The following is an 11,697-nucleotide window of genomic DNA, read 5'->3' as shown; positions in this document are numbered from 1 at the left end:
ACCCCATAGCCGCAGGGGCCGACCGGCAGCGGTCGATCACCCCACAGGGGTCTTCCGGTGCGGACTACCATCACCCCATGACCCGTGTACTGCTCGCCGAGGACGACGCGTCCATCTCGGAGCCGCTGGCCCGTGCCCTGCGCAGGGAGGGGTACGAGGTCGAAGTGCGTGAGGACGGCCCTACCGCCCTCGACGCCGGGCTGCAGGGCAGCGTCGACCTCGTCGTACTCGACCTGGGGCTGCCCGGGATGGACGGCCTGGAGGTGGCCCGCCGCCTTCGCGCCGGGGGGCACACGGCGCCGATCCTCATCCTCACCGCCCGTGCCGACGAGGTGGACACCGTCGTCGGCCTGGACGCGGGCGCCGACGACTACGTCACCAAGCCCTTCCGCCTCGCCGAACTGCTCGCCCGGGTCCGGGCCCTGCTCCGGCGTGGCGCGACCGAGCCGCAGCAGGCTCCGGCCACGCACGGCGTGCGGATCGACGTCGAGTCGCACCGCGCCTGGATGGGCGAGGAGGAGCTCCAGCTCACGGCCAAGGAGTTCGACCTGCTCCGGGTCCTGGTCCGCGACGCGGGGCGGGTGGTCACCCGTGACCAGCTGATGCGCGAGGTCTGGGACACCACGTGGTGGTCGTCCACCAAGACCCTGGACATGCACATCTCCTGGCTGCGCAAGAAACTGGGCGACGACGCGGCGAACCCGCGGTACATCGCCACGGTGCGGGGCGTCGGCTTCCGCTTCGAGAAGAGCTAGGGGCAGCGCCCCGTCAGGGGCGCGGGGAACTGCGCGAGCAACCCAAAACGACCCGCACCCGCCGTAGGGCCGCAGTGGGCAGACGCGTCTGCGGGTCCGTCGTGGCTGGCCGCGCAGTTCCCCGCGCCCCTGGCAGGGGCTTCGATCGGCCACACTGAGTAAATGCGCCGCCGACTGATCAGCAGCACCCTCGCCGTGGTCCTCGTGGTAATCGCCGTCTTCGGCGTCAGCCTCGTCATCGTCGAGACGAGGACCATCAGCAGCAGCGCCCAGGAGCGAGTGACGAGCGAGGCGCTCCGCCTGGCCAGCGTCGTCGACAGCAGGCTCATCAGCGACGAGCGGATCAGCGCCGAGATCCTGCGGGACGTCGCCGCGGTCGACACCGACCGCTACGCCCTCATCGAGATCCCCGGCCGCGCCCCCATCGAGATCGGCTCCCGCCCCACCGGCGACGTCATCCGCGACATGGCCACGGGCGAGGAGGGCGAGAAGGTCACCGTCGAGGAGCCGCGCACCGCGGTCACCCAGGAGGTCGGCCGCACCCTGCTGATCATCGGCGCCGTGGCCCTCCTCGCGATCATCGCCGCCGTACTCCTCGCCGTACGCCAGGCCAACCGCCTCGCCTCGCCCCTCACTGACCTCGCGGAGACCGCCGAGCGCCTCGGTTCGGGCGACCCCAGGCCCCGCCACAAGCGGTACGGGGTGCCGGAGCTCGACCGTGTCGCGGACGTCCTGGACGGCAGCGCCGAGCGGATCGCCCGGATGCTGACCGCCGAGCGCCGCCTCGCGGCCGACGCCTCGCACCAGCTGCGTACGCCCCTGACGGCCCTCTCCATGCGCCTGGAGGAGATCACCGTCACCGAGGACCTGGACACGGTGAAGGAGGAGGCCACGATCGCGCTCGCGCAGGTCGAGCGCCTCACCGACGTCGTGCAGCGGCTGCTCACGAACTCACGTGACCCGCGCACCGGCTCCGCCGTCTCCTTCGACCTGGACGAGGTCGTCAAGCAGCAGCTGGAGGAGTGGCGCCCGGCCTACCGCAGCGCGGGCCGCGCCATCGTCAGCTCGGGCAAGCGGCATCTGCGGGCCGTGGGCACCCCCGGGGCGGTCGCACAGGTCCTGGCCGCCCTCATCGAGAACTCGCTCATGCACGGCGGCGGCACCGTGGCGCTGCGGACCCGCGTCACGGGAAACCAGACGGTCATCGAGGTCACCGACGACGGCCCCGGCGTCCCCGCCGATCTCGGCGCGCGGATCTTCGAGCGCACCATCAGCGGCCGCAACTCGACGGGCATCGGCCTCGCGGTCGCCCGGGACCTGGCGGAGGCGGATGGCGGGCGCCTGGAGATGCTCCAGACCAAGCCACCGGTCTTCGGCTTGTTCCTGTCGCGTACGCCGCCGCAGAAAAGCGACCGGTGGCACGAGGAGGAGACGGTGCGCTAGCGCGTGCCCCGCCCGGCCGGCCGCTTCCGGTCGGCCGCCACGGCCGTGGACGCCGTAGACCCCGTGGAGGCCGTGGAGCCGCCGTCCAGGAACGATTCCGCACGGGCGACCGTCTCCCGCGCGGGCAGCGCCTTGAAGACCCAGGTGCGGTAGGACCAGAAGCGGAAGCAGGTGGCGATGCCGATGCCCACGAACTTGAAGATGTTGCGCTGCAGCGGGCTGTCCCAGTCGAAGCCGTAGATCGCCGCGTACAGGACGCCGTTCTCGATCACCAGGCCGACCGCGCTGAAGACCAGGAACAGCGTGAGCTCCTTGGTGCGGGAACTCTTGTCACGGTCCTTGTACGTGAAGTAGCGGAAGCCCACGTAATTGAAGGCGATGGCGACGACGGTGGCGATCACATTCGCGCGCACGGCCTGAAGGTCCGTGGTGTGCCACAGAAGGTTCGAGACGCTGAAATTCACCAGCGTGCCCAGCGCGCCCACCGCACCGAACTTGGCCACTTCGCGCGCGAGCTGATCCAGTCGCACCCGTAGTGCGCCACGTTCCGTCATGGTGGTCGCCCCAACCCCCGTCGTCGATTCGTTCGGTCTCGTCCTCGTCGACGTATGTGGTGATTCGGTCGCGTCAACCCAGCCATGCTAACCAGCGACCCCGCCCGCCGCTCGGGGGCGCCTCCACACTGTGGCGGCTCTGTGACGGGGGAGGCCGTACGGTGCGCGGAAACCGGCCGTTCCGAGGCGGTCGATACAGGCCGATACCCTGGGGGTGTGACGTTCCCGGTAGTCGGCATGGTCGGCGGCGGTCAGCTCGCCCGCATGACCCACGAGGCGGGTATCCCCCTCGGCCTGAAATTCAAGCTCCTCAGTGACACCCCTCAGGACTCCGCGGCGCAGGTCGTCGGCGATGTCGTCATCGGCGACTATCGCGACCTCGACACGCTGCGCGAGTTCGCGAGGGGCTGTGACGTGATCACCTTCGATCACGAACACGTACCCACCGAGCATCTACGGGCCCTGGAGGCGGACGGCATCCCCGTGCGTCCGGGGCCCGACGCGCTGGTGCACGCCCAGGACAAGGGCGTGATGCGCGAGAAGCTCACGGAGATCGGCGTGCCGTGCCCACGCCACCGGATCGTGAGGGACCCGGCCGACGTGGCCGCCTTCGCGGCCGAGGGCGACGGCTTCCCCGTGATCCTCAAGACGGTGCGTGGCGGCTATGACGGAAAGGGGGTGTGGTTCGTACGTTCCGTCGAGGACGCCGCAGACCCCTTCCGGGCCGGTGTCCCCGTGCTCGCCGAGGAGAAGGTCGACTTCGCGCGGGAGCTCGCGGCGAACGTCGTGCGCTCGCCGCACGGCCAGGCCGTGGCCTACCCCGTCGTCGAGTCGCAGCAGGTCGACGGCGTCTGCGACACGGTCATCGCCCCGGCCCCCGGTCTCTCGGAAGACCTGGCGGGCCAGGCGCAGGAACTGGCCCTCCGCATCGCGAAGGAACTCGGCGTCGTCGGCCACCTGGCGGTCGAGCTCTTCGAGACGCGCGACGGCCGCATCCTGGTGAACGAACTGGCGATGCGCCCGCACAACTCCGGCCACTGGACGCAGGACGGGGCGATCACGTCCCAGTTCGCGAACCACGTGCGCGCGGTGCTCGACCTGCCCCTCGGCGACCCGCGCCCGCGGGCGAAGTGGACGGTCATGGCCAACGTCCTGGGCGGCGACTACCCGGACATGTACCAGGCGTACCTGCACTGCATGGCGCGCGACCCGCAGTTGAAGATCCACATGTACGGCAAGGACGTGAAGCCCGGACGCAAGGTCGGCCACGTCAACACCTACGGCGACGACCTGGACGACGTGCTGGAGCGCGCCAGTCACGCGGCCGGCTACCTCAGAGGGACGATCACGGAATGACCGCACCTGTAGGACCCGCAGGACCTGTAGTCGGCATCGTCATGGGCTCGGACTCCGACTGGCCCGTCATGGAGGCCGCGGCCAAGGCGCTCGACGAGTTCGAGATTCCCTACGAGGTCGACGTCGTCTCGGCGCACCGCATGCCCCGCGAGATGGTCGCGTACGGCGAGGAGGCCGCGGACCGCGGCCTCAAGGCGATCATCGCGGGGGCCGGCGGCGCCGCGCACCTGCCGGGCATGCTGGCCTCGGTGACCCCGCTGCCGGTCATCGGCGTGCCCGTACCGCTCAAGTACCTCGACGGCATGGACTCCCTCCTGTCCATCGTGCAGATGCCCGCGGGTGTGCCGGTGGCGACGGTCTCGGTGGGCGGCGCGCGCAACGCGGGCCTCCTCGCGGCGCGCATCCTCGCCGCGCACGACCCCGAACTCCTCGGCCGTATGCGGGAGTTCCAGCAGGAGCTGAACGAACAGGCCACGGAGAAGGGCAAGCGGCTCCGTACGAAGGTCGAGGGCGCGGGCTCCGGCTTCGGCTTCGGCTCCGGGAAGTGAGCGGCGTGACGTCCTCTGAGAACTCCTCCCTCGCCGACGCCCGCGCCTTCCTCGCCGAGTTCCCGGTGGTCGACGGTCACAACGACCTGCCCTGGGCCCTGCGCGAGAAGGCCGGTTACGACATCGACCGCCTCGACATCGCCACCGACCAGACGGGCAAACTCCACACGGACATCGCCCGTCTGCGGGCGGGCGGCGTCGGAGCGCAGTTCTGGTCGGTGTACGTCCGCACGGACCTGACGGGCGACGCGGCGGTGAGCGCCACGCTCGAACAGGTCGACTGCGTCGACCAGTTGCTGTCGAGGTACCCCGGAGATCTGGTCCGCGCCCTGACGGCCGCGGACATGGAAGCGGCGCGGGCCGAGGGCCGCATCGCTTCCCTGATGGGTGCCGAGGGCGGCCACTCCATCAACAACTCCCTCGCGACCCTGCGGGCGTTGCACGCGCTCGGCGTCCGCTACATGACGCTGACGCACAACGACAACATCGCGTGGGCGGACTCGGCGACGGACGAACCGGGGGTCGGGGGCCTGTCGGCCTTCGGCCACGAGGTGGTCCGCGAGATGAACCGCAGCGGCATGCTCGTGGACCTCTCCCACGTGGCGACGACGACGATGCGGGCGGCGTTGGACACGTCGGTGGCACCGGTGATCTTCTCCCACTCCTCGTCGCGTACGGTGTGCGACCACCCGCGCAACATCCCGGACGACGTCCTGGAGCGCCTGCCCGCCAACGGCGGCGTCGCGATGGCCACCTTCGTGCCGAAGTTCGTCCTCCAGGCGGCGGTCGACTGGTCGGCGGCCGCCGACCAGAACATGCGGGCGCACGGCTTCCACCACCTGGACACGACGCCGGAGGCGATGAAGGTCCACGCGGCCTTCGAGGAGTCGACGCCGCGCCCGGTCGCCACGGCGGCGACGGTCGCCGACCACCTCGACCACATGCGCGAGGTCGCGGGCATCGACCACATCGGCATCGGCGGTGACTACGACGGCACGGCGTTCACGCCGGACGGCCTCGACGACGTCGCCGGCTACCCGAACCTGATCGCGGAACTCCTGACCCGCGGCTGGTCGAAGCCGGATCTGGCCAAGCTGACGTGGCAGAACGCGGTCCGCGTTCTCGGCGCGGCGGAGGACGTGGCACGCGACGAGCAGTCCAAGCGCGGCCCTTCGAACGCGACGCTTCAGCAGCTGGACGGCTGAGGGCGTACGGGGATACGGGCCTACGGGCATCAGGCGGGGGCGGCCGATCGGCTGCCCCCGCCCTTCGCGTTGCTCCAGCAGACGCCTCCGCCGCGCGGCACCAGCCGTGGTCGGCGCCCGAAACCGTGCATCGCTCGGCGCGGGCGCCCGCGTCCCCGCCTTCGCGTGTTTCAGTCCAGGAGCCCGCGCGTGAACCGCAGCGAGTGGGTGAAGAGGTCCTTCACCGTGTCCTGGGGCGCACGGTACCGGCCGTGGCCGTGGTCGGCGCCCGGCACCGTGCGCAGCTCCACCTCGGCTCCAGCCTCCCGCAGTCGTGCCGTCGGCGTCTTCGCGTGTCTCAGCCGAGGAGCCCCCGCGTGAACCGCAGCGAGTGAGTGAAGAGGTCCTCCACCGTGTCCTCGGGCGCACCGTGCCAGCCGTGGTCGGCGCCAGGCACCGTACGGAGCTCCGCCGGGACCCCCACCTCCCGGAGCCGGGCGGCGAGATCCTCGCTGTGCGTCGCCGGGACCATCGTGTCCCGCTCGCCGTGGACCAGGAGGAAGGGCGGGGCGGTGGGGTGGACACGGGTCACGGGGCTTGCCTCGCGGGCCCGTGCGGGTACGGCCGCGGGGGCGGCGCCCAGTAGCAGAGCCTCCGGGGTCTCGGCGCTGTGCGGGTCGAACGGGCCGCGGGGGACGGTGAGGTCGCTCGGGGCGTACCAGATCACGGCGCCGGTGGCCGCGACCGCGGGGTCGAGCGCCAGGAGCGAGGCCAGGTGCCCGCCCGCGGACTCGCCCCAGACCACGGTCCTCGCGGTGTCGACGCCGAGCTCCGGCGCCCGTAGCTTCAGCCAGCGCAGCGCCGCCCGCAGGTCGTCGAGCGGCGCGGGGAAGGTGGCCTCGCCGCTGAGCCGGTAGTCGGCGCAGGCCACGGCGAAGCCCGCCGCCGCGATGCGCGCGAACGGCCCCGGATTCCAGCTCCGGGTCCGCAGCCCCATGTCGTCACGGCGCCCTCGCCGCCACGCGCCGCCGTGCACGAAGAGCACGAGAGGCGCGGGCCCGCTCCCGGCGTCCTCCGGCAGCCAGAGGTCGAGTTCCAGCGGACGACCGCCGTCGACCTCGCCGTACGGGACGCCGCGAAGCACCCGCGGATCCGGTGCCGGGAGCGGTGCCACGTCCGGGTGGGGCGCGGCGATCAGGGCCCTCAGGGGGATCTCGGTCATCGCGTGTGCCACTGGTGCTCGGGCAGGAAGCGCACGTCGTACCGCTCGGGGACGGTGGCGAACTTGTCCGGCGTGGGCACGACGGGCTCGCGTGGCAGGCCGAGACCCTCGGCGGGCGCCCCGAGGGTCTCGAAGAACCGCTCGAAGGTCCCGCCGGGGCCCGCGGCGACGCCGACGACCTGGCTGTGGTGGCGCTCCATGCGGTAGGCGTGCGGGCAGTTCTTGGGCACGAAGCCGAAGTCGCCGGGGGTGAGGAGCTTCTCCAGTTGCTCGCCCTCCAGGTCCTCGACGAAGAGGCGGACTGCGCCCTGGGTGACGTAGAAGACCTCGTACGTGTCGGGGTGCAGGTGGGCAGGGATGACGTTGCCCCGCGGGCCCTCGACCGTGAAGAAGTTGAAGCCGTTCTCGGTCTGTTCGCCGCCCGCGTAGATGGTGATCAGGTCGCCGAACAGATGGGCGCGGTCGCCCTCGCCCTTCTCGATGACGTAGGGCTTGCCCGGTTCGGCGGGGATGCGGGAGGAGCGCCGGTGGCGGGTGGCGTACTCGATGGTCATGGCTCTCCCGGGGTACGGAACGACGAAACGGAACGTCAGGCAGCCTGACATAAAACGGAGGGGTCGGGCAAGCGTCGTCCGCGCATAAGCTCTCGGCATGCACGCCACCGGCCGCAACCTCCCCCAGCTCCTCGGCGACGCCCGCCGCTGGTTCGAGGACGCGCTCCTCGCGACCCTGCAAGAGGCGGGGGAGGCCCCGGTGTCCCCGACCCAGGCGGGCCTCTTCGCCGTCCTCGACGAGGAGGGCACGACCGTTTCCGAACTGGCCCGCCGCATGGGCGTCACCCGTCAGACCGCGCATCAGGCGGTGCACGCCCTGGTCGCGGCGGGCCTCCTGGAGCAGGTCCCCGACCCTTCGTCGGGGCGGCAGCGGCTCATCAGGCGTACGGCGGAGGGTGAGCGCACGCATCGCGAGGCGGAGCAGGTCCTGCACCGCTTGGAGGGGGTGCTCGCCGAGCGGATCGGCCCGGAGGTCACCCGGGCGCTGCGGGCGGCCCTCGAAGCACCCCGGGGAAGCCCGCCGGCCCTCGGTCCGCGCGAGGGGTGAAACGCCGATCGCCCTCCCCTCGGAGTGAGCGAGGGAAGGGCGATCGGCGTGTCAACGCGCCGCGGGCTACGGCAGGTTGCGGGCCATCACGATCCGCTGGACCTGGTTCGTGCCCTCGTAGATCTGCGTGATCTTCGCGTCCCGCATCATGCGCTCGACGGGGTAGTCACGCGTGTAGCCGTAGCCGCCGAGGAGCTGGACGGCGTCCGTGGTGACCTCCATCGCGACGTCCGAGGCGAAGCACTTGGCGGCCGCGCCCTGGAAGGTGAGGTCCGCGTCGCCGCGCTCCGACTTGGCCGCCGCCGCGTACGTCAGCTGACGCGCGGCCTCGATCTTCATGGCCATGTCCGCGAGCATGAACTGCACGCCCTGGAAGTCGCCGATCGGCTTCCCGAACTGCTTGCGCTCCTGGACGTACCCCTTGGCGTAGTCGAGGGCGCCCTGTGCGATGCCGAGCGCCTGGGCCGCGATGGTGATGCGGGTGTGGTCCAGGGTCTTCATCGCCGTGGCGAAGCCGGTGCCCTCCTCGCCGATCATGCGGTCGGCGGGGATGCGAACGTTGTCGAAGTAGACCTCACGGGTCGGTGAACCCTTGATGCCGAGCTTCTTCTCCGGGGCGCCGAAGGAGACGCCCTCGTCCGACTTCTCGACGACGAAGGCCGAGATGCCGCGCGAGCGCTTCTCCGGGTCCGTCACGGCCATGACCGTGTAGTACTCGGAGACGCCCGCGTTCGTGATCCAGCGCTTCACGCCGTTGAGGACCCAGAAGTCCCCGTCGCGGACGGCCTTCGTCTTCATGCCGGCCGCGTCCGAACCGGCGTCCGGCTCGGAGAGGCAGTACGAGAACATGCCGTCGCCCTTGGCGAGCGGCGTCATGTACTTCTTCTTCAGCTCCTCGGACCCGGAGAGGATCACGGGGAGCGAGCCCAGCTTGTTCACGGCCGGGATGAGCGAGGACGAAGCGCAGACGCGCGCCACCTCCTCGATCACGATGACCGTGGCGAGCGCGTCGGCGCCGGTGCCGCCGTAGCTCTCCGGTACGTGCACGGCGTGCAGGTCGGAGGAGACGAGGGCGTCGAGCGCCTCCTGTGGGAAGCGCGCCTCCTCGTCCACCGCCGCGGCGAAGGGCGCGATCTTCGCCTCGGAGAGCGAACGGATCGCGTCGCGGAGCATGTCGTGCTCCTCGGACGGGCGGTACAGGTCGAAATCAGCCGATCCGGCCAAGGTCTCTCACGCTCCAAGGATGCTAATTACCGTTAAGTAACCCAAATTTTAGAGGGCGGCCCACGCGAGGGATACGTGAGCTTGCCGACAGAGGGGAGCCGACAGGTGGCGATGGCGGAAACGTGCCCGGTCAAGGGCCCGACTATGCTCGGGCACCGCACTGACGGCCGTAGACCCCTGGAGCACCGCATGGCCCTCAAGATCACCGTGATCGGCACCGGCTACCTCGGTGCGACGCACGCCGCGGCCATGGCCGAGCTCGGTTTCGAGGTGCTCGGCCTCGACGTCGTGCCCGAGAAGATCGAGATGCTGCAGCGGGGCGAGGTCCCGATGTACGAGCCCGGCCTGGAGGACCTGCTGCGCAAGCACGTCGCCGGGATCGAGGGCTCCAGCGGGCGGCTGCGCTTCACCATGGACTTCGCCGAGGTCGCCGCCTTCGGGGACGTCCACTTCGTCTGCGTGAACACCCCGCAGAAGCACGGCGAGTACGCCTGCGACATGAGCTACGTCGACAGCGCCTTCGCGCAGCTCGCCCAGCATCTGACCAAGCCCGCGCTGGTCGTCGGCAAGTCGACCGTGCCGGTCGGCTCGGCGGACCGCCTCGCGCGTGAGCTCGCCGCGAACGCTCCGGTGGGCGCGGAGGCCGAGCTGGCCTGGAACCCGGAGTTCCTGCGCGAGGGCTTCGCGGTGAAGGACACGCTGCACCCGGACCGCATCGTCGTCGGCGTCCGCAGCGCGCACGCCGAGAAGCTCCTTCGCGAGGTGTACGAGGGTCCGATCGGCGAGGGTTCGCCCTTCGTCGTGACGGACTTCCCGACCGCCGAGCTGGTGAAGACCGCCGCCAACTCCTTCCTCGCCACGAAGATCTCGTTCATCAACGCGATGGCCGAGGTGTGCGAGGCCGCGGGCGGTGACGTCGTGAAGCTGGCGGAGGCGCTCGGGTACGACGACCGGATCGGCAAGAAGTTCCTGCGGGCCGGGATCGGCTTCGGCGGTGGCTGCCTGCCCAAGGACATCCGGGCGTTCATGGCGCGGGCGGGTGAACTGGGCGCGGACCAGGCCCTGACCTTCCTCCGCGAGATCGACTCCATCAACATGCGCCGGCGCGGGCAGATGGTGGAGATGGCGCGCGAGGCGCTGGGCGGGGGGTCCTTCCTGGGCAAGCGGGTCGCGGTCCTCGGCGCCACGTTCAAGCCGGACTCGGACGACGTACGTGACTCGCCCGCGCTGAACGTCGCCGGGCAGATCCACCTCCAGGGCGGCCAGGTCACCGTGTACGACCCCAAGGGGATGGACAACGCGGGCAGGCTCTTCCCGACGCTGGCGTACGCGGAGTCGGCCGTGGAGGCGGTGCGGGGCGCGGACGTGGTCCTGCACCTCACGGAGTGGCGGGAGTTCCGCGAGCTGGACCCGGAGGCGCTGGGCGAGGTGGCGTCACAGAGCCTGATCCTGGACGGCCGCAACGCACTCGACCCCGCCGTGTGGCGGGGCGCCGGCTGGACTTACCGAGCGATGGGGCGACCTTCGGCCTGACGTTCGTCGGCGCGGTTCTGTTCCGTCTGTGGGTGCGGGGCCGCGCCGGTATGTCCGTCCTCGCAGACGTCGCTGCGGGGCAATCGGGCGGGTGGGCGGGAAGGCTTGTTCGGGCAGGGGAGGCTGCGGGGCAATCGGGCGGGTGGGTGGGAGAGGCTCGTTCGGTGCGAGGCGGATGCGGGGGCCTGGCCTCAGAGCCCGCCCCGCGGCGACTTCCGCGCCCGGTACGCCCGCATCTTGGCGCGGGCCCCGCACACCCCCATGTCACACCACCGGCTCCGCCCGGCCGGGCTCCGGTCGTAGTACGCCCAGAGGCAGTCCGCGGCCTCGCACGCCTTGAGGCGGCCCCACGTGCCGGCGGCCGCCGCCTCGGCGATGGCCGCCGCCACCCGTGACACCAGCGGGGACGGATCGGCCGGGACGAGCGAAGCCGCCCCGTCGGCGGCGGAGACATCCACCAACAGCGGGGCGCCCGCGAGGAGTTGACCCAGCGGCGGCGTGACCACGTGCGGTCCGTGCCCCGCGTGGGCGAGACACGCCACCCGCAGCGACTCCCGCAGCTCCCGTGCCGCCACCACCTCCGCGCCCGGCGCGATGCCGAAGGGTCCGCGCCCCTCCGCCGTGTCCAGCGCGTCCGCGCCCGACTCCACGTCCAGGGTGTTCACCAGCGCCTGGATCAGCGCGAGGCCCCCGGGAGCGGGTGCTCTGTCATTCATGCTTGCGACGTTACCTCTATTGGGGCACCATGCAGTAACCGTTACTGCTAGAACTCACCTA

At 71.1% G+C, this 11,697-nt stretch carries 12 protein-coding genes; 7 read left to right on the top strand and 5 right to left on the bottom strand.

All coding sequences use genetic code 11. The features are described 5' to 3' along the window. Window positions 1-77 precede the first annotated feature (77 nt). Both ACZ5U5_RS21275 and ACZ5U5_RS21270 read left to right on the top strand, forming a co-directional pair. The gene (locus tag ACZ5U5_RS21275) at window positions 78-755 is read left to right on the top strand and encodes a response regulator transcription factor (RefSeq protein WP_453692215.1); all 678 of its coding nucleotides are present in this window, start codon (window positions 78-80) and stop codon (window positions 753-755) included. 162 nt (window positions 756-917) lie between these two features. Then, complete coding sequence (locus ACZ5U5_RS21270) at window positions 918-2,198, top strand: ATP-binding protein (RefSeq protein ID WP_469023901.1); 1,281 nt, start codon at window positions 918-920, stop codon at window positions 2,196-2,198. Here ACZ5U5_RS21270 and ACZ5U5_RS21265 read toward each other — a convergent pair. Further along, window positions 2,195-2,752 carry a GtrA family protein gene (locus ACZ5U5_RS21265; RefSeq protein WP_469023898.1) on the bottom strand — a complete coding sequence of 186 codons (558 nt, stop codon included), beginning with the start codon at window positions 2,750-2,752 and terminating at the stop codon, window positions 2,195-2,197. The two genes, ACZ5U5_RS21270 and ACZ5U5_RS21265, sit on opposite strands and share 4 nt — an antisense overlap. A 141-nt stretch (window positions 2,753-2,893) precedes the next feature. Between ACZ5U5_RS21265 and ACZ5U5_RS21260 the strand changes: the two genes are divergently transcribed. The 3 genes from ACZ5U5_RS21260 to ACZ5U5_RS21250 are packed head-to-tail and all read left to right on the top strand — an operon-like array spanning window position 2,894 to window position 5,861. Continuing rightward, window positions 2,894-4,108: a 5-(carboxyamino)imidazole ribonucleotide synthase gene (locus tag ACZ5U5_RS21260; protein WP_469023896.1), complete on the top strand. Its 1,215-nt coding sequence runs from the start codon at window positions 2,894-2,896 to the stop codon at window positions 4,106-4,108. Continuing rightward, window positions 4,105-4,656 carry a 5-(carboxyamino)imidazole ribonucleotide mutase gene (purE, locus tag ACZ5U5_RS21255; RefSeq protein WP_469023894.1) on the top strand — a complete coding sequence of 184 codons (552 nt, stop codon included), beginning with the start codon at window positions 4,105-4,107 and terminating at the stop codon, window positions 4,654-4,656. The genes ACZ5U5_RS21260 and purE overlap by 4 nt, the downstream gene beginning before the upstream one ends. A 5-nt stretch (window positions 4,657-4,661) precedes the next feature. Beyond that, complete coding sequence (locus ACZ5U5_RS21250; protein ID WP_469023891.1) at window positions 4,662-5,861, top strand: dipeptidase; 1,200 nt, start codon at window positions 4,662-4,664, stop codon at window positions 5,859-5,861. Window positions 5,862-6,198: 337 nt separating this feature from the next. Here ACZ5U5_RS21250 and ACZ5U5_RS21245 read toward each other — a convergent pair whose 3' ends face one another. Then, a complete protein-coding gene (locus tag ACZ5U5_RS21245) occupies window positions 6,199-7,062 on the bottom strand; it encodes an alpha/beta hydrolase fold domain-containing protein (RefSeq protein ID WP_469023889.1) in 864 nt (287 codons plus the stop codon). Next, a complete protein-coding gene (locus ACZ5U5_RS21240; protein WP_469023887.1) occupies window positions 7,059-7,616 on the bottom strand; it encodes a quercetin 2,3-dioxygenase in 558 nt (185 codons plus the stop codon). The genes ACZ5U5_RS21245 and ACZ5U5_RS21240 overlap by 4 nt, the downstream gene beginning before the upstream one ends. A gap of 97 nt (window positions 7,617-7,713) precedes the next feature. On the opposite strand from ACZ5U5_RS21240, the gene ACZ5U5_RS21235 reads away from it, so the two are divergent. Continuing rightward, window positions 7,714-8,163 carry a MarR family winged helix-turn-helix transcriptional regulator gene (locus tag ACZ5U5_RS21235; protein WP_469023884.1) on the top strand — a complete coding sequence of 150 codons (450 nt, stop codon included), beginning with the start codon at window positions 7,714-7,716 and terminating at the stop codon, window positions 8,161-8,163. 66 nt (window positions 8,164-8,229) lie between these two features. Here ACZ5U5_RS21235 and ACZ5U5_RS21230 read toward each other — a convergent pair whose 3' ends face one another. Further along, entirely contained in the window at window positions 8,230-9,387 is a 1,158-nt protein-coding gene (locus tag ACZ5U5_RS21230; protein ID WP_469023882.1) for an acyl-CoA dehydrogenase, read from the bottom strand. A gap of 189 nt (window positions 9,388-9,576) precedes the next feature. On the opposite strand from ACZ5U5_RS21230, the gene ACZ5U5_RS21225 reads away from it, so the two are divergent. Further along, the gene (locus tag ACZ5U5_RS21225; RefSeq protein WP_469023880.1) at window positions 9,577-10,920 is read left to right on the top strand and encodes a UDP-glucose dehydrogenase family protein; all 1,344 of its coding nucleotides are present in this window, start codon (window positions 9,577-9,579) and stop codon (window positions 10,918-10,920) included. A 191-nt stretch (window positions 10,921-11,111) separates the two neighbouring features. On the opposite strand, the gene ACZ5U5_RS21220 is transcribed toward ACZ5U5_RS21225, so the two are convergent. After that, window positions 11,112-11,636 (bottom strand): CGNR zinc finger domain-containing protein, encoded by a 525-nt coding sequence (locus ACZ5U5_RS21220; RefSeq protein WP_469023878.1) that lies wholly within the window; start codon window positions 11,634-11,636, stop codon window positions 11,112-11,114. Window positions 11,637-11,697 lie beyond the last annotated feature (61 nt).

It is taken from the genome of Streptomyces sp. NPDC033177 (assembly GCF_055577715.1).
Note: the sequence above shows the minus strand (reverse complement) of the source record. Positions and strands in the feature narration are given on the sequence as shown.

Coding starts and splice junctions, on each gene's coding strand:
- ACZ5U5_RS21220 (WP_469023878.1), bottom strand. CDS start 11,636: ATGAATGACAGAGCACCCGCTCCCGGGGGCCTCGCGCTGATCCAGGCG.
- ACZ5U5_RS21235 (WP_469023884.1), top strand. CDS start 7,714: ATGCACGCCACCGGCCGCAACCTCCCCCAGCTCCTCGGCGACGCCCGC.
- ACZ5U5_RS21275 (WP_453692215.1), top strand. CDS start 78: ATGACCCGTGTACTGCTCGCCGAGGACGACGCGTCCATCTCGGAGCCG.
- purE (WP_469023894.1), top strand. CDS start 4,105: ATGACCGCACCTGTAGGACCCGCAGGACCTGTAGTCGGCATCGTCATG.
- ACZ5U5_RS21265 (WP_469023898.1), bottom strand. CDS start 2,752: ATGACGGAACGTGGCGCACTACGGGTGCGACTGGATCAGCTCGCGCGC.
- ACZ5U5_RS21225 (WP_469023880.1), top strand. CDS start 9,577: ATGGCCCTCAAGATCACCGTGATCGGCACCGGCTACCTCGGTGCGACG.
- ACZ5U5_RS21270 (WP_469023901.1), top strand. CDS start 918: ATGCGCCGCCGACTGATCAGCAGCACCCTCGCCGTGGTCCTCGTGGTA.
- ACZ5U5_RS21245 (WP_469023889.1), bottom strand. CDS start 7,062: ATGACCGAGATCCCCCTGAGGGCCCTGATCGCCGCGCCCCACCCGGAC.
- ACZ5U5_RS21240 (WP_469023887.1), bottom strand. CDS start 7,616: ATGACCATCGAGTACGCCACCCGCCACCGGCGCTCCTCCCGCATCCCC.